Consider the following 19,313-nt stretch of genomic DNA (forward strand, 5'->3'; position numbering starts at 1 on the left):
AGGTAATATGCTCATAACTCGCCTAACAACCACGAAAAAATATTTTGCCTATCAAATTCTAAGTTCAGTACCCGCAGAACAGAATTAATGTTAATCGTTCACCTGCAAGAAACGACCTCACTCTAGTTAACTACCAGAATAAGATCGCTTAAAAGAACACAGAATTATCTTACTTCGGCTGAACGTTTGGCAGGAACTAGCGCAAATGACTGTCAAGACACTGGAAAGTTGCATCTCGCAACCACATCGCTGGAATATCACCTATTTTGACAAACAACGTCCCATCATCCTCAGCACTGGTCGCTTTCGTCAAAGTATCGCTGAGTAAAGCATGGAATAATACTGTTGTTTTTGCAGTTGGTAGTGTCTGCTACACAACATAAGCATTAACTTTAGTAATCGTTTCAGTTAAATTAGTTTTCATAATTATCTCCCTTTAAATGCTATCCCTTTCACAAAATCAAAGATAACATTATTTAGTAGTCATAATTTTTAATTCGTTTAAAATTAAGCACTTTTAAAATTAATTTAATCACGTTAGTCTGTAAATTATTAGTTCATCATCTCTTCATTTCATCAGTAAAATAAAAAAGAACCAGATCAAGCTGGCTCTTCCAGATTCTTAATACTAACCTTTTTGATATGTCAAAGTTCCAACTGCATCACCATGATCAACATATTGTGGTGACACGATGGGAACAGAATCGATCTTATCCATATTAGTGTAAACAATCACGATAGTCGTTCCCTTTCCACCAGCCTTAACTTTATCAATATCCATAATTGCTAGTGGTGTGTTGGGTTCTACATGATTACCTGATTCAACTAACATATCAAATGGTTCGCCATTTAACTCAACAGTATCCAATCCCATATGCACCAGAACCTCAAGCCCCTTCTCTGTCGTGATGCCAATGGCATGCTTTGTTGGGAAAACCGTTGAGACTACTCCAGCAACAGGTGAAACGATATCATTATGAACAGGATCAACGGCAAAGCCATCCCCCATCATTTTTTGTGAAAAAACATCATCTGATACAGATTCAATCTTAATCAACTGTCCTGTGGCCGGTGCCACAATTTCTTCTGATTTATTTTTCTTAAATAGTTTAAACATCATAAATCCTCCATTCAAATCAATACCTATCGTTTACAGATCTCGTAATGATAGTGCTCATCTAAATTAACTGTTGTTATCGACAAATCACCTGACAGCGCTTTCAAATCAGCTAATTTTAAACCGCGGGTTACCCGCTCGCCCAGATTAATATAAAACGTGATTTGTTCCGTCACCCCTGCTGGCAATTGCATCCGCAGACTTACCTCACTATTCTCAGTAATGATGTCAATCGTCCGATTCTGTTTGGAATAGCCAATGACTCTTCCAGCGACCGGGGCATAGATACTTGAATCATCACACTTTATTATAATCTTCATTTGCCGATCATTCGTTATGACATGATAAATACTGTTAGCCGGTAATTCTATCTGAACACGCTTCTTAATTACTGTCATTATGCACGATTTCTTTCATTTTATACATGTTCATCATTAACATTTGTCTCGCAATATCGGTTGCATCCGCAATATCAACATATATCCGGTCACCAATCGGCTTGACAGCCCTGATTCCAATTCCTAGTTGTAGCATAATATCAAAAGGATCGACCCATGAGACATCCTTAACCTGAACCATAATCTGATTATTGGATACTGTAATTTGTTGAATATTACCATCGAGTCCAAAACACTCATATAACATCGTTGCTTTTTCACCCACCGGTGTTAGACCATATTCATCAAGTTCAGCATCGTAAATATCTAGACCAGATATTAACTGCCGCATTACACTAAGTATTTGAGGGACGTCTAAACCGACAATCACTTGAACAGCTTTCCCATGTCGAACCACTGTAATTGCGCCATCGGCAATAAATTGTTTGTCGGGTGCAACAGCCTCAGGACTGTTCACAGTAACCCTAATTCTGGATGCACAATTAACAAGGTCATCAATATTGACACTTCCGCCTAAATCTTTCAGATAATTGACTGCCTGCTGTGAGAAGCTATTTCTCGTGCCCATCTTAGACATCCTCCTGAATTATTAATTATTGTTAGGCATGATAATTGTTTTAATCTCCAAATATGCTTAACACCAGATAATTCTACAACTTATCTTCTAGGGCATAATCTGCCTTACTGATATAATTGATTAATCCCATACTGAATAAATCTATTAGAACGTGTAAATCCGAGAAAAATTGTTCTTTTCGATTTTCATAATTAACGTTTTTCGAAACTGTATCATAGTAGAGATTATATTTTGCAATTTGCGATAACTTATTTTGTCTAAATGACGTAAAAGCTACTGTTTGCACACCTTGCAGATTAAAATTCTGAACCATCTTTAAGACTACTTCATTCATACCAGAATATGAAATAACAATCAACACATCTCTAGCATCAATATGCGTTCGTGTTAAGCTCATTTCATCGACCGCACTTGGAAAACTGAAAGCCATTTTACCTGACAAATATAAGTTTCGCTGCAACTGCTGAGCAACAATTTGTTGCTCCCAACCAGTCGAATAAATAAATATTGTTCCAGCTTTATTCAGCGCCTCATAAATATCGTCCAACTTAGTACTTTTAAATTGATTGGACATCCATAAAACTGACTTGACGGTTTGTGAAACAAAATCAATATTAACATCTTGAACTTGTTTCGATTCCTCCTGCAATAAATATTTGAGCTGACTAAAACCAGTTAACCCTAACTTTTGACAAGCTCTAAATATGGACGACTTAGAAAACAATGACTTCGTTGCAACATCCGCTAAACTTGCGTCTTTAACCATCGCTCGATTACGGTTAATAAATTGGATAATTTCCTTATCCGTTTCATTTAACTCACTAAAGTGCTCGTTTTCCAGAACTTCTAAATTCAAATTGCATCCCTCAATCTAATTAGTTTATTTGTTTAGTAAATGTTTAATTTACTAAAACCCTTAGATTGTAACACGCACATTAACCATTGTTTTAATTCATGCCAACAAAGGAGCGCATCCTTCATTACTATTAAAGTCTGCTCTCCAATTGTTACTCATATTCTATTTTGACTTATTTTAATTCTGGCCAGAAATCCTTGTTGGCAACAACCATATCATCAAGAATATCTTTAGCAACACCAGCATCAGGGACGATCTTGCATAAGCTAAAGGCTTCCCACAGTTTCGTATATGAACGTTCTTCCCAAGCATCAACGGCTAACTTTTCAACACTATTTTGCTCGGTAATTAGACCTTTCTGGAAAGTGGCTGCCTTACCCATGGCAATTCGTTCAGCACCAGTCGCACCAAATAAGCAAGGTACTTCAACTGTAGCAGTCGGGTCGATGTTTGAGATAGCACCCTCGTTAGGAATAATTGCTAACATCCGTTGTTTCGTATCGTAAGCAATGGCGGTACATAAGTCAACGATATAAGTTGAATGTTGATCCGATACAAAGTTAGTATCTTTAGCACTCTTATTCTTAACGATTCGAGCACATTCACTGAAGACATTCTTTTGACGATAAGCTTCAACTTCATCGGTTCGTGTATACTTAGGATTTGAATTCTTAACAACCCACGATGGATAGAGGTAATACTTCAAGTAAGTGTTTGGCAAGGTTGTTGGATCCAGTGCATAAACATCAGCTGCCTTCTTGAAGGTTTCTTCCCAGCTTGCTTCAGTATTCTTATCATAGTCACCACCGACCCAGTAACCATTCTTGGCAACATATTCTTTCAAAGCAGGCATCAAATCTTTACCAGTCTTGTCACGAATATCAGTCCACCAACCAAAGTGATTCAAACCATAATAACGGAAAACTAACTCATTACGATCCTTCAAATTGAGAATTGCAGCCATCCGATCCATAATATCAATTGGCATATCACAGATATTGATAATTTTTGAATTTGGCCGTAAACGCCGAGTAGCTTCAGCAACAATTGCAGCTGGGTTTGAATAATTCAACATCCAGGCATTTGGTGAATACTTTTCCATATAGTCAACTAATTGAATCACCCCAGGGATCGAACGTAGTCCATAAGCAATCCCACCAGGGCCAGTGGTTTCTTGGCCGACAACGCCATGAGCTAGTGGGATTTTTTCATCCTGGCTCCGCATTGCATATTTACCAACTCGAATTTGAGCCATAACAAAGTCAACATCAGAGAATGCTTCTTCTGGATTTGTTGAAGCTTCGAATTCAACTTCTGGCGCTCGTTCTTTAACTAAAATCCGGCAAGCGTCTGCAATTTTCTTTTGGCGTTCACCATCATTATCATAAAATTTTAATTTCCGCAACGGGAATTTTTTCATATGTTCCAATAAAGTTAAAACAATTCCTGGGGTATAAGTACTACCACCACCGGCAATTAATACGGAAAATTTTCTATCATCCATGAGTAATTCCTCCTAGAACTATTTGTGTTTCACTTGATTACATGTTTAATATTACTCTGAATATAAGCGCTTTCAATACTTTGCGGCTAGTTCGGGAACAGTTCCACAAGCTATCCTACATTTCAAAAAATGAAATATATTTCAGCATCATTAAAACCCAAAGTGACTGATAATCCAGCGATTAAAGCGTTTAAATAAATTCACTAATTTTTCGTAATCGTTTCACCAATTTGGGCATAATCGTAGATTTGATAATCGACGCGCAAATTAGTCGGCATGGTCAACGCTACACAATGTGGATCCTCAACCAGTATAATTGCCCCCGTATCGACACGATTTGCCGCCTGTATGCCTGAAATAGAATCCTCAAAAATCACGCTAGTCGCTGGTGTCGCTTGAACATTTGCGATGGCTTTTAAAAAAATGTCTGGTGCTGGCTTACCCGGTAGCGAAAAGTCATTCAGCGCTACCTGTTCAATATCAAACCAACGATCGAGTTCTAAATAGGTAAAAAAGAACTCAACATTTGGCTTTTCTGAAGCGGTGGCAATGTTCATTTGAATCCTCTGATCCTGGCAGCTATCCAAGAATTCCGGTAATCCTGCCACTAAGTGAAAATCACGTGGCCGTGATAAACATAAATCACAATAAATTTTTTCTTTAGCTGTCGTCATGCTAATTAGTTCATCAGCTGTAATCTGACGCCGTGCATAATATTCAAATGTATCGCGATTATTACAACCAGCGATATGTTGTTGAAATTCCAACTCAGTCATCTTACGATTAAAATTTTGCTGAATAAACTGACCCCAAGAATCTTTTTGAAACTTTGCATCAAAGAACATAGTGCCATTAAAATCAAAAATCATTGTGTCTATCATTTATGACTCACTCCATTCGTCTTTGACAAAATGCAGTCAAGTCAGCACAATAAGTGCTAACTCGGCTGCATTTTTCACAGTTATAACTTATATTATTGTATCTGACTAAGCTACTGAAAATACCTATTTCAAGCCAATTGTAAACAGTAACCAAGTACAAATAAGGTAAAATGGTGTACTACCAATGATAACCGCTAAAGTTTGTTTATCAATCGATATTGTTTGAATCGTTACAATGTTTTTTGATAGATAGAGCACAATTAAGCCTATAATTACTGAAATAATATTACCAACCATTAATTGTAAAACTGTTAAAATGCTAAACGTCACAATTACCGTTAGTCGACTGGTTAGTAACACTGATTTCCTGAAGTAGAGTACATAAGCCACAATTAAATCCATCAACGTTACAATAAACATTACTGTTGTAATCGGACTTTTACCAAAATATGTCTCCAGCCCCATATTATTCATGTTCAGTGCCAGCGCAATATACGCAAAGTAAGCTACTGGAACAATCATCAAAACCGCAATATAGATATTCAATGCTTTACGTAAATCATAATGCAGCCCCGTGATAACCCTGTCAAAAAATCTTGAAATTCTACTATTCTTTGCAACCATTTAACTGACCTCCTACCTATCAATTCAACATTAATGACTTAAATTAACGACAACATCGCTTGGACAAACTTCTCATGATCCTTCATACTAATAGTCACTTTTTTACCATCAGCGACAACCTGTTCTACGCCAATGTTAAGCTCCTTAAAAACTGATTCCTGGTCAACTTCAGCCGGATTAACAACCGTGACGACTAATTGACCAGCAACATCTTCCACATTTTCAATATTTTGATCAGTCCCCAATGAATCCATAATCAACGTTGCATTTTGTTGCATAGGCGTTAGCGCTTTCACTTCTGGCTGCGTACTAGCATCCATTTGAATAGGGCCACTAGATAAATCAGTCATCTTTTCAAGCACTTGAGCAACATCTAAGCCAACGATAACTTGAATGGCTTTACCATGATGCACAACCCCAACGGCTTTGTTAGCTTTAAACATGCTATCACTAGCTACTTTTTCAGGATCTTTAACTGTCACCCGTAAACGTGTTGCACAACTAGTCATATCTTCAATATTTCCTGCACCGCCAAGACCTTCAAGATAAGCTTGTGCCCGCTCAATGTATGGATTCGAAGCAGTACCAGTTTTAGCTTTATATTCTTTCTTGTTAATCAGCTTGGTATCTTCACCTTCGGCCTCACGACCTGGTGTTGCATAGTTGAAATGTTGAATCATGGTCTTGAAGACAAAGAAGTAAATAACTGAGAAAACTAACCCAATTGCAATTTGAAGAATCCAAGTATGCCAGTGATTAGCCCACAGTGGAATCCAGTTCATACTCAAGAAATTAATTAGACCACCATCGAATTGACCAACAATCCCAAAAGCGAACATCGTGGCATCCAGTGTCGCAGCCAACAATGAGTGAACGACCCAAAGTACAGGAGCTGCAAATAAGAAAGTAAATTCAACTGGTTCAGTAATCCCAGCAGCAATTGAAGTTAAGCCAGCAGGAATCAATAAAGCAGCGGTTTGCTTTTTACGACTCTTCTTAGCAGTTACATAGAAGGCATAACAAATTGCTGGAATACCAAAGACTTTTTCATTACCAAATAATTCGAAACCCATTTCTGGTGCTAAGGATTTGATAGGTGCCGTACTGGTTGCAAATTGTGATAAATGTTGTAACCAGTATGGTTCCAATCCACCAGCAACTGCTGCTGGACCGTATTGGAACGGAATATAGATAAAGTGATGTAACCCAGTTGGAATCAGGACCCGTTGTAAGAAACAGTAGACCCAAACCCCAATTACGCCAGATGTCTTCATAAATCCTTGCAAAGCGGAAATGCCCAATTGAATCTTTGGCCATACAAGACAAGTTACAAAGGCTAAGACAAACATTGCGGCAAAGCCTAGAATAACAACATATGATGATCCTTGAAAAGTCCCTAACCAATCAGGTAATTTCTTATCAAAATACTTGTTGTGTAACCAAACAACAATCCCTGCAACAACTAACGCACCAACGATACTAGTATCTAGCGTTTTGATACCAGCAATCATTGTTAATCCACCATTAGTGGAGTTTGCAGTGATTTCACGAGCATAATGATTAACACCAAAAGTTGGTCCCCAAATACTTAAAATAGCAGCTACAAAATAATTAAAGGTTAAATACGTCACTAACGACTCTAGGGCTGCCCGGCCTTGTGACTTTTTAGCTAAACCAATCGGTAAACCAACAACGAATAGTAATGGGACCTGCCGGAAGATGGTCCAACCACCTTCTTCAATCGTGTACCAGATACCATACCAAGTTGTTGTAGACTTAGCCAAACTTGGAAAAATAGCAGGATTCGTAAACAAAGAACCAAAAGCAACCACTAATCCAGCAAAGGAGAACAGCAAAACTGGTACGAACATCGCTGCCCCAAATTTTTGCAGTTTCTGCATCATAATTATTCATCTCACTTTTTTAAATTAAAAAGAAAGACTAGCCAATCATTGCAACAGTCCTTCTTAATCACTACTTACTAAAACTAGTTAAGTTCTGGCCAGTAGTCCTTATTTGCAACAATCATGTCATCTAAAATATCCTTTGCGATACCCGCATCAGGAACAATCTTGCATAAGCTAAATGCTTGCCATAACTTCGTGTATGAATGATCTAGTAACGCGTCAACCGCTAACTTTTCGACACTGTTTTGTTCCGTAATCATCCCAGTTTGATAAGTTGCTGCTTTGCCCATTGCTAAACGTTCAGCACCATTGGCACCAAATAAACAAGGAACTTCAACCATTGCGGTTGGATCAATATTCGAAATAGCCCCTTCATTAGGAATAATTGCTAACATTCGTTGCTTAGTATCATAAGCAATTGCCGTACATAAATCGACGATATAAGTTGAATGATCATCTGGTTTGAAACCAGTATCCTTAGCCGTCCCGGTCTCAACAATACGAGCACATTCACCAAAGACTAGCTTCTGCCGATGATCTTCAACTTCATCCGTCCGAGTATAATTGGGATCTGAATGTTTAACCACTTGTGATGGGTACATGTAATACTTCAAGTAGGTATTAGGCAACGTTGTTGGATCTAGCGCATAAACATCGGCTGCCATTTTAAAGGTTTCTTCCCAACTTGGTTCGATACCTTCTTCGTAGTCATCATCGACGAGATAGCCATGTTTGGCAACATGTTTCTTCAATGCCGGCATTAGATCTTTCCCAGTCTTATCGCGAACATCCGTCCACCAACCAAAGTGATTTAAGCCATAATATCTAAAAACTAAATCATTGCGATCTTCTAAGCCAACGATCTCAGCCATCCGATCCATGATACCAATTGGCATATCACAAATATTGATAATTTTTGAATTTGGACGTAAACGCCGGGTTGCTTCTGCAACAATAGCTGCTGGATTGGAATAGTTAAGCATCCAGGCATTTGGTGAATACTTTTCCATGTAATCAACTAATTCAACCACTCCAGGAATTGAACGTAACCCATACGCAATCCCACCAGGACCAGTTGTTTCTTGACCGACAACACCATGCTTTAATGGGATTTTTTCATCTAAGCTCCGCATAGCATATTTGCCAACCCGAATTTGCGCCATGACAAAGTCAACATCCGTAAAAGCTTCAGCAGGATCCGTCGTTGCTTCAAATTCAATTTCTGGTGCTCGTTCCCTAACTAATATTTCAGTGGCATCTGCAATTTTCTTTTGACGTTCACCGTCATTATCGTAGAATTTTAACTTGCGAAGTGGAAATTTATCAAGCCCGTTTAACAATGTCAAAACAATCCCGGGTGTGTAAGTACTCCCACCACCGGCAATTAAAACTGAAAACTTACGATCATCTGTTGCGTGAGTCATAAAAATAGCCTCCAAGCCTTTTAGTAGCTTTATATAAAGCGCTTTCATCAATTGATGAATTCATTATTGCATGCTCATTAATCGACTTCAATGAGTTCAAACGATTTAGAACGTTGTTCCAATATATTAAATTAGTTTCTACTCATGAAATTTTTTTCAAAAATCCTTAAAATTTTCGTATAAGTGCCTATTTAACAGTAATATTCAATTAAAAAAAGATGATAACCAATCAAACATTCCCCATTAAGCTTATAGTTACCAATATGTAAACATAATATAACGGGCTATCTTTAAAAACTATATTCCAACTAAAATGAAACATAATGATCAACAATTCACATAAAAAGCAACAATTAGTTTTTATTGTAAAATTCATCTTTTAAAACAAATTAAAAGTATGATCCATTAACGGATCATACTTTTTCTGCACAACTTTCATCGCGCCAATATGGATGGGATTCGGCAACCATAACCGTCGCAGCCCCTTTAAAACGAACAATTTCTCCTGGTAACGCTAGAACACTCTGACCAGGCCACAACACCATCTGAGATGCTGTGATTAAAGAACCACTTAAAACTGTAATTGCCGCCGCAATCACCCCAGTATTCTGCCACGTTGTATCAATGAATCGTGTATGAGTCAAAGTATACGGTCGTTGATCAGTCGTTCCTCCAAGCGGTAATGGGATCGTAGTAACAGCATTACTAGTTACTAAATTCCGGTATGCCGCCGCGACTGCTAACTTCCGTGGTCGACCATCTAACCCTAAACGATGATAGTCAAAAAAACGATACGTCACATCTGTCGACTGTTGAATTTCATAAACTAGCGCTCCCTTTTGAATCGCATGCAAGGTCCCAGCTGGTACATATAAACAATCACCAGCCTTAGCTGAAATTTGATCAACAACTGCTAACGGAGACTGCTTAATCTGCGTCAAGGAAAGTCCTTGCCGATATGCTGGCTTAACACCAGCAAAAACTTTTCCTGATGTTGGTGCCGTGATAAAGTACCATGATTCTCGCTTACCGTATCGCAATCCTTGCGCTCTCGCATCAGCATCTGTTGGATGAACTTGAATGCTCAAATGTTCGTCAGCGCCCAGCATATCAATAATTATTGGATAAGGTTCTCCGGGTTTTAATCCGAGCATTGTTGGCTGTTGCGTAACAATATCATGTAAATGCATCGACTGCTGTGTCTTAGTGTTATACGTGTCACAATCAATCGCTGTAGTTCCGGCAACAGAATAAACTGAACCTGTTTTTGGTGCCGTTGCCTGATATGCTTTTAACCGTTCTGTCCCCCAGATTCGAGGCTGTGAAATAGATTTTAAAATTAGCATCAATAACCTCCACTAAAAGAAGCCAATTAAACAACCAATCGTGACAATCACTGTTAAAACTAAAATAATCTTCGTTGCCGACAATTGTTTAGCCGAGACTAACCACCAGCCAAACAAGACCACTGCCAATGGTAATAGTCCTGGGAAAATCCCGTTCAACACGGTTTCTAAACTCTGACTTTTGCCACCAAGAGGTACTTTAGCAATCGTCTTCAACACGATTGTATTAGCGGCTAGAGCACCAACAACCATCACACCCAGAATATTAAAGGCGTCTGTAATCCGCTTAGAATTTTCACCGACAATCACGTCGATTGCATTAACACCTAACCGGTAACCACTATGAAATGCAATATAAGAAATTGTTGGTCCAATAATACCATATGTGAGAATGTAGAACAGCGGCCCCAGAGGACTACCACCAGCGGCCAAACTCATCCCTATAGATAAGAGAATCGGGACGATAATTCCTTGGATTACTGAATCCCCAATCCCAGCTAGCGGCCCCATCAAAGTTGCTTTAATATTGACTGGCATCTCTTCAGAGACATTCTTACCTAAAGCAATTTGCTCTTCCAGAGAAGCAACAATTCCGTTAATCAATTGACCAGTCTGTGGCTCAGTATTATAGAACATCGAATGTCGCTTCAGTAATCGCCGTTTTTTGTCAGGATCATTAGCATAATATTTTTTAGCAAATGGTAGGTAGGAGTACGCCCACGCATGGGCCTGCAACTTTTCATAACTCATTGAACTTAATTGTGTAAAGCCCCAACGGTACCAGATTTCATTTAATTCATGTTTCGTTAGTGGCTCCGAATTGGAAGTTACTGCATTTTTCATCTATAATCCCTCCATCAGAATAAATCATCATCTTCATACTCATCGTCCGTATTAACCACATTACTATCAGCGACTGACTTCCCGCCATCGGAACTGCCATTACCGTGATTGGTTGATGCATAATAATAAAGATAAGCTACCAAAGCGGCAATAAAAACAATCGCAATCATACTCAATTTAGCGAAAGCCAACAAGACAAATCCAGCCATGAAGAAAATCAAGTGTGTCTTATTCTTGATTACAATGCTCATCAGCAAGGCAATCCCAAGTGCTGGTAAGACCCCACCCAGGACTTGAATAATGTGAGTAACAATATCTGGGACACTATTGATTAACCAATTAACTAATCCTTTACCAAAATAAATAGCCAGAAAAACAGGTACTGCTCGTAAAATAAATGTCGAAATTTGAGGGTAAACAAGGTGATTCAAAACAATTCCCCGATCATTATTCGTTTCGGCAGCTTTATCAGCTCGAGAATTCCAATATGAATAAATTGCCATTCGGAAATTATAGAAAATCAATCCAAAAGTCTGACCAATTAATATGGCTAACGTAACAGCAATCGCGGGATTTTGTGTTGTTGCCATCGCCAAACCAATCCCACCGTAAGCAGCGTAAGTAATTTCGCTATTAGTCGCCCCACCAGTTGAAAGATTGGCAATGAAAACTGCCTGAACAGCAAGCCCACATAAGATCCCTGCTTTGATATCACCAAATGCCAGTCCGACTAATAAGCCCGCCACTAACGGTCGCCCAACAATATAGTAACCACCAGACATTCCGAACAGCCACGGTGTTTCAATGGCACCTAGATAGCAGAAAACTCCAGTTAACAGTGCTGGTAAGAATAAGGACGAATTCATTTATAACACCTCCATCTAATTGACTAAGCTAATCCATCGAATCATATTTTGCTTTCATCGTCTTCCAAGACCGAATATCATCATCAGGCAAGAGCTGAAATTGAATATCGATTCCATGATTATTCATATTGTCAAAAGCTTGATAATCATTGCTATCAATTGCAACCGTTCGTCCTAAAATCTTGGCGCCAGCCCGTGTATTCATTGGACCAACATTTAGCACACCTCCAAAATCTACGCCCATGTTGACCAGTTTTGAAAACGTCTGGGGAGAATCACTAATCAAGAAGAATTTTTTCTTAGATGCGATTCCTTGTTGAATTTTATCTGGTGCTTCCGCAACCGTATAAATACCAACTTTCAATTCATTTGCGGCTGCTTTCAAAACCTTTCTTCTTAAAGTATCATGAGCGATATTATCACCAACAACTAAAATGCCATCGACAGGACGTGCTTTAGTCCAACGAGTCATCGTTTGGCCATGAATGACTCGGTCATCAACTCTTACTATTGAAATACTCATAATTTTTTCCTCCTAAATTATCAAAAAACAATATCGTCATCATCATTATCGTTATTAACTGCTACCGCTATCCCCATACGACCGGTATTTGCTGCAATATCAGCAAGCTTAACTAAACTTGTTGAACTCGATAATGTTCCCACTTCTAATAACATCGCCAAGTTCAACCCACTCACAACACATACCTTATCTGGATTGTCCAAGAATCGTTTAAAAGATTCATTGTACGGTGTCCCCCTTGAACATCCGCTAAAATCAATACCTTATCAGCCGTATTGAGATACTCGTCCAAACTTTCTCTGAATTCTCCAACGCCAGTATCCGTTAATTCCAATTTATCAATTCCAGTAGTATCACCCGCAATCATGTGATAACTGGTCAAAATACCACTTGCTAAATGACCATGTGAAACCAACAATAATTTCATAATCAGCACCTCTTTATTTGTAATAATATATATCTATATAAGCTAAATATGCTTTTACATAAGCCATTATATGAATCCGCTTACATTATGTCAATAGCTATCTTTATTTTCTTTAAAAAGGCATTATATTAATACTTTAGGAATTTAATTTGTCTATTTACGATTAATTTGACAAATCAACTACAAACCACTATCATTAAATATGTAATAACTTAATAAATGGAGGTTAACATGATGGAATCTTATACAATTGATGATTTTTCACGACTAATTGATCACACAAACTTAAAGGCCTTTGCTTCCGCTGCGGATATGATCAAACTCTGTAACGAAGCTAAACAGTATCATTTTAAAATGGTTGCTATTAACCAGGTTCAATCAAACCTATGCTCAAAACAATTGACCGGTACAGATATTGATACCGGTGCCGCCATTAGTTTTCCCTTAGGCCAGACAACTATTGCTTCCAAGGTTTTCGACACAAATGATGCCATTAAAAATGGGGCGAACGAAATTGACTACGTCATCAATATCACCGAGTTAAAGAATAAAAATTACACCTATATTGAAGATGAAATGCAGCAGATTGTCACAGCTTGTCATGCACACAACATCCCCTGCAAGGTAATTTTTGAAAATTGTTACCTGACAACCGCTGAGACAAAACAGGTTGCTGAAATTGCACGCAAAGTTAAACCAGATTTCATTAAAACATCAACTGGTTTCGGTACTGGCGGTGCAACTGTCGCTGACGTTAACCTGATGAAATCTGTCGTTGGCAACACCGTTAAAGTCAAAGCCGCTGGAGGCATTCGTAACACTGATACCTTTTTAGCTCTCGTCAAGGCCGGGGCCGATCGGATTGGGTGTAGCGCTGGTATCCAAATTATTGACGCCTTAAAAGAACGGATGGCTGTTGATCACATTGACCATATCGATATTGACCGACCATTTCCAAAAGTTAACCAATAACAAGACAAAAAAAGCATCTTGCAAAATCTTAATTGGTTTTACAAGATGCTTTTTGCATATTATGAAAAATAATTGTCTTTTTACGCCCGCTGCAAATTCATGACAAAGTAATTAACGTCGCCTCGATATTTAGCCACTGAATATTCAACTGGTAATTCACTTGCTGTAAATCCCTGAGTGTGAAAATAGAATAATGGATCACCCTGAGCAATATTCAATAAGTCCGCAACCGTTTCATCAGCTGTTAGTACATCTAATCGACGACGTACATGCGTGACTTCATGTTTTGCTTGACTCAGCGTATCGTACAATGAGGCTTGTGTAAAATCAACGGCTAACAAATCTGCCTGTAGCCTAACTGGAATGTAGCTCGTGATCAAAACAACTGGTTGGTAGTTCGCGTACCGCAACCGTACGAGTTTATAGACAGCCTCCCCCACGTTAAGCCGTAAATTATCAGCAACCTCTACGTTAGCTGCTTCCCGTTGCAATAACAAGACCTTTGTTTGCGGCAATAATCCCTTATTACTCATTTCATCGTTATAACCTTCTACAATTTGAGTAAAGGCCTGCGCAATTTTAGGTTGCTTAACCATCGTCCCCCGACGCTTGCGTTTTTCAAGTAATCCTTGACTCACTAGGGATTGAATTGCCTGCCGCACTGTCGGCCGACTAACCCCATAATGAGCCATTAAGTCAACTTCTCGCGGAATCAACGTCTGGGGTGGATAGGTGCCATCCTTGATTTTTTGTAACAGGTCCAATTCAATCTGTTTATGTTTTGCTAGCTCACTCATCAACTAATCCTCACTTTTGTCCTGATATATTATCGTTATCATAGCACACAAATAAATAAAGTGTTGGCTAGCACTGAGCATAAGGCCCCTTGCCAGCTAACACTTTAAAAGCTACTTCATTGTTGTTGCACGCTTTAGCCACGCCTCATCGGCCGGATCCCCAGAACCACGCTTATTTTGATCAATCGCTGTAATAGTAGCCATTTCGCTATCACTCAGTTTAAAGTCAAAAATATCAATATTTTGTTGAATTCGATTTTGATGAATTGACTTTGGAATCACAATAATTCCGCGTTGCAGATGCCAACGTAAAATAATTTGTGCCGTTGATTTTTGGTGATTATCAGCAATCTTCATTAACACTGGGTCAGTGAGGACGTGACCTTTTCCTTGTCCCAATGGTCCCCAAGCTTCATGCCGGATTTCTAATTGATGTAACAACGTATGCATCGCTTTTTGCTGGAAATATGGGTATGTTTCAATCTGATTAACAACTGGCCGAACCTTAGCTGTGCTTAATAACTTATCAAGCTGTTTTTGATTGAAATTAGACACCCCAATCGCTTTAATCAAACCGGATTTATATAGATCTTCCATCGCCCGCCATTTCTCAGTATAGCCGACACTTGGCCAATGAATTAAATACATATCAAGATAATCTAGTTGTAATCGTTTCAAGCTCGCTTCAAATTCCCGCTTAGTTTCATCATAAGTGGTTGATTACACCATAGCTTGGAGGTGACAAATAAGTCCTCACGCTTAACATTGGTATTAGCCAAAGCCGTGCCAACACCAGCTTCATTATGATAAATAGCCGCGGTATCAAAATGACGATACCCCGCCGCTAATGCATCTTCAATCGCTGTTATTAAAGTTTGTGTATCGTCAACTTTAAAAACGCCCAATCCCAATTGGGGGATTCTGACATTATTATTTAAAGTGATATATTCCATTAGATAGGCCCTCTTTTTCTTAATTTGTAATTACATATTAAGAATAGCGAATTAAGTAAGAATAAGCAAGACTATCTTAGCATCCTGGCAATTTTGGGATTCATTTCAAAAATAAAAGGACATTTAGTTTTTATTCCAAACGTCCAATTAATTTTCCGAAATTTAGCTGTCACTCTAATAAATCTTTACTAGGAGTCGTCTGCAACAACTCAGCTTTCAAACTGATTGTCCACACTTACCTGCTTAAACCAAGTAGCAGACTTCTTCAAAGCCTTTTTCTGCGTATGAATATTATCACGAATTAAACCATAACGATTGTGATAGGCATGATTCCAAAACCAGCAATCAACTGCAGTCCAAACAAAAAAAGATCATCGCCGCCCAAATCAGGCAAGTAACGATGATCCTCCGCAATACTAATAATCTTCTAAAACTATCAATCCTTACTTTTCAGTTCCCTGACCATCCCATTCACGTTGCATGATCGCTTTTAATTCACTAATCAAGGGTTCCCGTGGATTGGCTGTCGTACATTGGTCCTCATATGCCAGTTCAGCTAACTGATCGACATTAGCATCGAACTGCTTTTTCTCAACGCGGTTCGCTTTCAAGGATAACGTAACATCCATTGAATGCGCCAAATCAATATATGCTTGCACCAAGCTTTCTTTAAGTTCTTCATCCGTATTGCCGGCTAACCCCAAGGCTCGCGCAATGTTGGCATAGTCTGCCAATGCTGTATTGTGCGTATATTTAGGCCACATCGCCAATTTAGTTGGAATCTCCGCATTATACCGAACGACTTGCGGATACGTAATCGCAATCGCTAACCCATGCGGTAAGTTGAAGGCGCCACCTAATTTATGGGCAATCGAGTGATTAATTCCCAAAAAGGCATTGGCAAACGCCATCCCAGCTAGGGTCGAAGCATTATGCATCTTCTCACGCGCTAATTGGTCGCCATCATACGAGGCTTTCAAGTATTTAAAGGCTAATTGTAGCGCTTGAATCGACCAACCGCGGGTAAAATCTGAGGCCATCGTTGACACGTATGATTCTGTAGCATGCGTAATCACGTCTAAGCCCGTCCAGGCCGTCGTGCGCTTAGGAACGGTCTCCACAAACTGTGGATCCACGATAGCGACATCTGGTTGCATCGCATAATCAGTAATTGGGTATTTAACATGGGTCTTAGAATCCGTGATAACCGCATATGGGGTGACTTCTGAACCAGTGCCAGACGTTGTTGGAATCCCGATATAAGTTACTTTATGCGCCGCTGGCACTTGATAAGTCCGCTTCCGAATATCTAAGAACTTCTGCTTAGCCTCTAAAAATGACGTTTCGGGATGTTCATAAAAGAGCCACATGCCCTTAGCTGCATCCATCGCTGAGCCGCCACCTAATGCGATAATTGTATCTGGTTGGAACGCCTGCATCCGTGCAACCCCTTTAGTCACCGTATCTGTCGAAGGATTAGGTTCAACCTCTGAAAAGATATCAATATCAACCGGTTCAGTCCGTTGATTTAAGACTGCAGTTACGCGATCTGTATACCCAAATTTAACCATTCCAGGATCACAAACGATAAAGACTTTTTCGAGGCCACTCATATGTTCCAAATACTGGACGGCATTGCGTTCAAAATAGACTTTGGGTGGCATTTTTACCCACTGCATATTATTCCGTCGTTTTGCGACCGTTTTAATATTAATTAAATCCATATCTGTCACATTATGTGAAATAGAATTACCGCCATATGAGCCCGTGCCCAGCGTTAATGATGGCGTCATGTTATTATAAATATCGCCCAAACCTCCCACTGAAGATGGGGTATTAACTAAGATTCGGCAGGCCGGCATTTGGAGTCCAAACGCTTTGATCAATTCGTCATCTTTTGTATGAATACCCGCAGTATGCCCTAAGCCACCGTAATGCAGCAATTCATCCGCTCGTTTGAAAGCGGCGGCTGTCGATTGGGCCTTATACAAAGTCAATACTGGCGAAAGTTTTTCACCAGACAAGGGATAATTAACACCGACACCATCAATCTCCGCAATTAGAACCCGACAATCAACGGGGACCTGCGTCAAACCAGCCATTTTAGCAATTTGATAGGCGGTCTTCCCAGCAACCGGCCCGCGTACCGTATGCCGTTCAGGATCAATCACAGCATCACTTAGAGCTGCGACTTCTTGTGGTTTCACGAGGTAACAGCCTAACCGATTGAATTCAGCTTTCACGGCATCATAGATTTCGGCATCTACAATGGCACTATTTTCTGAAGCACAGATCATCCCATTATCAAAAGTCTTTGATAACACAATATCATTCACAGCCTGTTGAATATCGGCCGTCTTTTCAATATAAGTCGGGCCATTCCCAGGGCCAACACCCAACGCCGGCTTACCAGAAGAATACGCCGCCGTAACCATGCTAGGCCCGCCAGTTGCTAAAATCGTGGCAATCGCAGGATGGTGCATCAAAGCATTGGTCGCTTCAATACTAGGGTGTTCAATGTATAAAACAGCATCGGCTGGACCTCCAGCAGCCTTAATTGCGGCTTGCATAATCCGAGCCGCCTCGGCACTCGCTTTTTGCGCTTGGGGATGAAAACCAAAAACAATGGTATTCCGACCCTTTAATGAAATCAACGCTTTAAAAACAACCGTTGACGTGGGGTTAGTAACTGGGGTAACCCCGGCGACAATCCCGACTGGTTCCGCAATTTCCATCAATTGCGTTTCAGCGTCATCTTTCAAAATACCAACAGTCTTATCGTGCCGAATACTATTCCAAATGTATTCACTGGCATAAATATTCTTAATGGCTTTATCTTCCACGACCCCACGGCCAGTTTCTGCCACAGCTAATTTGGCTAACTTCATATGGTTATCTAATGCGGCGACAGCGACCTTTTCGCACAAATCATCAATTTGCGCTTGTGTATACGTTTTCAATTCGGCTAATGCAGCTTGTGAGCGGGCTACTAATTTAGCGACTTCAGTTTCAGCAGCAGTCTTTTTTTCAATTGGTTTTGTTTTAATCATGGGATGTTCCTCCATTCAATTCTCTTGTGAATTAATTTACAAACATTATTATAACGGACTCCCGTAAAAATGCAAGCGCTATCTTCACTGGTTGTCCAAACCAATCCACACCAACAGTTCCATAGTCCCTACCCGGTGGGCTTTTAACCGTCCCAAGCGCGTTAAAAATAAAGTTTAGTTCTGCACAAAGTCTACACAAAAAAAGGATTGGCCGCTGAAATTCAACCGCGGACAATCCTCTACTCAAC

18 protein-coding genes and 3 pseudogenes are annotated in these 19,313 nt (G+C 39.6%); 1 reads left to right on the top strand and 20 read right to left on the bottom strand.

From position 1 onward, the window contains the following. Positions 1–214: 214 nt before the first annotated feature. The 16 genes and pseudogenes from C5Z26_RS12495 to C5Z26_RS08030 all read right to left on the bottom strand — a co-directional run. A pseudogene (locus C5Z26_RS12495) lies at positions 215–364 on the bottom strand (glycoside hydrolase family 125 protein); the annotation flags it as partial. A 264-nt stretch (positions 365–628) separates the two neighbouring features. Then, positions 629–1,117 carry a PTS sugar transporter subunit IIA gene (locus tag C5Z26_RS07965; protein WP_105449438.1) on the bottom strand — a complete coding sequence of 163 codons (489 nt, stop codon included), beginning with the start codon at positions 1,115–1,117 and terminating at the stop codon, positions 629–631. A gap of 26 nt (positions 1,118–1,143) precedes the next feature. Further along, complete coding sequence (locus C5Z26_RS07970; RefSeq protein ID WP_105449439.1) at positions 1,144–1,515, bottom strand: hypothetical protein; 372 nt, start codon at positions 1,513–1,515, stop codon at positions 1,144–1,146. Further along, the gene (locus C5Z26_RS07975) at positions 1,502–2,083 is read right to left on the bottom strand and encodes a PTS sugar transporter subunit IIB (RefSeq protein ID WP_158682824.1); all 582 of its coding nucleotides are present in this window, start codon (positions 2,081–2,083) and stop codon (positions 1,502–1,504) included. The genes C5Z26_RS07970 and C5Z26_RS07975 overlap by 14 nt, the downstream gene beginning before the upstream one ends. A gap of 82 nt (positions 2,084–2,165) precedes the next feature. After that, entirely contained in the window at positions 2,166–2,948 is a 783-nt protein-coding gene (locus tag C5Z26_RS07980; RefSeq protein ID WP_105449441.1) for a MurR/RpiR family transcriptional regulator, read from the bottom strand. Between the two features lie 172 nt (positions 2,949–3,120). Beyond that, on the bottom strand, positions 3,121–4,452 hold the full coding sequence (locus tag C5Z26_RS07985; protein ID WP_105449442.1) for a 6-phospho-alpha-glucosidase: 1,332 nt from the start codon (positions 4,450–4,452) through the stop codon (positions 3,121–3,123). 203 nt (positions 4,453–4,655) lie between these two features. Next, complete coding sequence (locus C5Z26_RS07990) at positions 4,656–5,333, bottom strand: HAD family hydrolase (protein WP_105449443.1); 678 nt, start codon at positions 5,331–5,333, stop codon at positions 4,656–4,658. A gap of 123 nt (positions 5,334–5,456) precedes the next feature. Beyond that, positions 5,457–5,957 carry a hypothetical protein gene (locus C5Z26_RS07995; protein ID WP_105449444.1) on the bottom strand — a complete coding sequence of 167 codons (501 nt, stop codon included), beginning with the start codon at positions 5,955–5,957 and terminating at the stop codon, positions 5,457–5,459. 38 nt (positions 5,958–5,995) lie between these two features. Then, positions 5,996–7,861, bottom strand: a complete 1,866-nt coding sequence (locus tag C5Z26_RS08000) for an alpha-glucoside-specific PTS transporter subunit IIBC (protein ID WP_105449445.1) — start codon at positions 7,859–7,861, stop codon at positions 5,996–5,998. A gap of 83 nt (positions 7,862–7,944) precedes the next feature. Continuing rightward, entirely contained in the window at positions 7,945–9,288 is a 1,344-nt protein-coding gene (locus C5Z26_RS08005; protein WP_105449446.1) for a 6-phospho-alpha-glucosidase, read from the bottom strand. Positions 9,289–9,701: 413 nt separating this feature from the next. After that, positions 9,702–10,634: a class I mannose-6-phosphate isomerase gene (locus C5Z26_RS08010; RefSeq protein ID WP_105449447.1), complete on the bottom strand. Its 933-nt coding sequence runs from the start codon at positions 10,632–10,634 to the stop codon at positions 9,702–9,704. Between the two features lie 12 nt (positions 10,635–10,646). Then, on the bottom strand, positions 10,647–11,477 hold the full coding sequence (locus C5Z26_RS08015; RefSeq protein ID WP_105449448.1) for a PTS system mannose/fructose/sorbose family transporter subunit IID: 831 nt from the start codon (positions 11,475–11,477) through the stop codon (positions 10,647–10,649). Positions 11,478–11,491: 14 nt separating this feature from the next. Beyond that, positions 11,492–12,343: a PTS mannose/fructose/sorbose/N-acetylgalactosamine transporter subunit IIC gene (locus C5Z26_RS08020; RefSeq protein WP_105449449.1), complete on the bottom strand. Its 852-nt coding sequence runs from the start codon at positions 12,341–12,343 to the stop codon at positions 11,492–11,494. Between the two features lie 28 nt (positions 12,344–12,371). Beyond that, positions 12,372–12,866, bottom strand: coding sequence for a PTS sugar transporter subunit IIB (locus C5Z26_RS08025; RefSeq protein WP_105449450.1), 495 nt, complete (start codon positions 12,864–12,866; stop codon positions 12,372–12,374). Between the two features lie 20 nt (positions 12,867–12,886). Continuing rightward, positions 12,887–13,021, bottom strand: coding sequence for a hypothetical protein (locus tag C5Z26_RS12730; RefSeq protein WP_255414931.1), 135 nt, complete (start codon positions 13,019–13,021; stop codon positions 12,887–12,889). A 17-nt stretch (positions 13,022–13,038) separates the two neighbouring features. Next, positions 13,039–13,293 carry a PTS sugar transporter subunit IIA domain-containing protein gene (locus C5Z26_RS08030; protein WP_105449451.1) on the bottom strand — a complete coding sequence of 85 codons (255 nt, stop codon included), beginning with the start codon at positions 13,291–13,293 and terminating at the stop codon, positions 13,039–13,041. Between the two features lie 234 nt (positions 13,294–13,527). Between C5Z26_RS08030 and deoC the strand changes: the two genes are divergently transcribed. Continuing rightward, a complete protein-coding gene (gene deoC, locus C5Z26_RS08035) occupies positions 13,528–14,265 on the top strand; it encodes a deoxyribose-phosphate aldolase (RefSeq protein WP_105449452.1) in 738 nt (245 codons plus the stop codon). 80 nt (positions 14,266–14,345) lie between these two features. Here deoC and C5Z26_RS08040 read toward each other — a convergent pair whose 3' ends face one another. The 4 genes and pseudogenes from C5Z26_RS08040 to adhE form a co-directional block, all read right to left on the bottom strand. Further along, positions 14,346–15,062, bottom strand: coding sequence for a GntR family transcriptional regulator (locus tag C5Z26_RS08040; protein ID WP_105449453.1), 717 nt, complete (start codon positions 15,060–15,062; stop codon positions 14,346–14,348). Positions 15,063–15,173: 111 nt separating this feature from the next. After that, positions 15,174–16,015 (bottom strand): annotated as a pseudogene (locus tag C5Z26_RS08045) (aldo/keto reductase). A gap of 209 nt (positions 16,016–16,224) precedes the next feature. Beyond that, positions 16,225–16,383: pseudogene (locus tag C5Z26_RS08050) on the bottom strand (family 1 glycosylhydrolase); the annotation flags it as partial. Positions 16,384–16,458: 75 nt separating this feature from the next. Beyond that, a complete protein-coding gene (gene adhE / locus C5Z26_RS08055; RefSeq protein ID WP_105449454.1) occupies positions 16,459–19,065 on the bottom strand; it encodes a bifunctional acetaldehyde-CoA/alcohol dehydrogenase in 2,607 nt (868 codons plus the stop codon). Between the last annotated feature and the right edge of the window lie 248 nt (positions 19,066–19,313).

Origin of the sequence: Lactobacillus sp. CBA3606 (assembly GCF_002970935.1) — a bacterium.
Taxonomy (GTDB): domain Bacteria; phylum Bacillota; class Bacilli; order Lactobacillales; family Lactobacillaceae; genus Lactiplantibacillus.

Bases quoted from the DNA above. Each gene is read 5' to 3' on its own strand.
- C5Z26_RS07965 (WP_105449438.1), bottom strand. From the start codon at position 1,117: ATGTTTAAACTATTTAAGAAAAATAAATCAGAAGAAATTGTGGCACCG.
- C5Z26_RS07970 (WP_105449439.1), bottom strand. From the start codon at position 1,515: ATGACAGTAATTAAGAAGCGTGTTCAGATAGAATTACCGGCTAACAGT.
- C5Z26_RS07975 (WP_158682824.1), bottom strand. From the start codon at position 2,083: ATGGGCACGAGAAATAGCTTCTCACAGCAGGCAGTCAATTATCTGAAA.
- C5Z26_RS07985 (WP_105449442.1), bottom strand. From the start codon at position 4,452: ATGGATGATAGAAAATTTTCCGTATTAATTGCCGGTGGTGGTAGTACT.
- C5Z26_RS07990 (WP_105449443.1), bottom strand. From the start codon at position 5,333: ATGATAGACACAATGATTTTTGATTTTAATGGCACTATGTTCTTTGAT.
- C5Z26_RS07995 (WP_105449444.1), bottom strand. From the start codon at position 5,957: ATGGTTGCAAAGAATAGTAGAATTTCAAGATTTTTTGACAGGGTTATC.
- C5Z26_RS08000 (WP_105449445.1), bottom strand. From the start codon at position 7,861: ATGATGCAGAAACTGCAAAAATTTGGGGCAGCGATGTTCGTACCAGTT.
- C5Z26_RS08005 (WP_105449446.1), bottom strand. From the start codon at position 9,288: ATGACTCACGCAACAGATGATCGTAAGTTTTCAGTTTTAATTGCCGGT.
- C5Z26_RS08010 (WP_105449447.1), bottom strand. From the start codon at position 10,634: ATGCTAATTTTAAAATCTATTTCACAGCCTCGAATCTGGGGGACAGAA.
- C5Z26_RS08015 (WP_105449448.1), bottom strand. From the start codon at position 11,477: ATGAAAAATGCAGTAACTTCCAATTCGGAGCCACTAACGAAACATGAA.
- C5Z26_RS08020 (WP_105449449.1), bottom strand. From the start codon at position 12,343: ATGAATTCGTCCTTATTCTTACCAGCACTGTTAACTGGAGTTTTCTGC.
- C5Z26_RS08025 (WP_105449450.1), bottom strand. From the start codon at position 12,866: ATGAGTATTTCAATAGTAAGAGTTGATGACCGAGTCATTCATGGCCAA.
- C5Z26_RS12730 (WP_255414931.1), bottom strand. From the start codon at position 13,021: ATGTTATTAGAAGTGGGAACATTATCGAGTTCAACAAGTTTAGTTAAG.
- C5Z26_RS08030 (WP_105449451.1), bottom strand. From the start codon at position 13,293: ATGAAATTATTGTTGGTTTCACATGGTCATTTAGCAAGTGGTATTTTG.
- deoC (WP_105449452.1), top strand. From the start codon at position 13,528: ATGGAATCTTATACAATTGATGATTTTTCACGACTAATTGATCACACA.
- C5Z26_RS08040 (WP_105449453.1), bottom strand. From the start codon at position 15,062: ATGAGTGAGCTAGCAAAACATAAACAGATTGAATTGGACCTGTTACAA.
- adhE (WP_105449454.1), bottom strand. From the start codon at position 19,065: ATGATTAAAACAAAACCAATTGAAAAAAAGACTGCTGCTGAAACTGAA.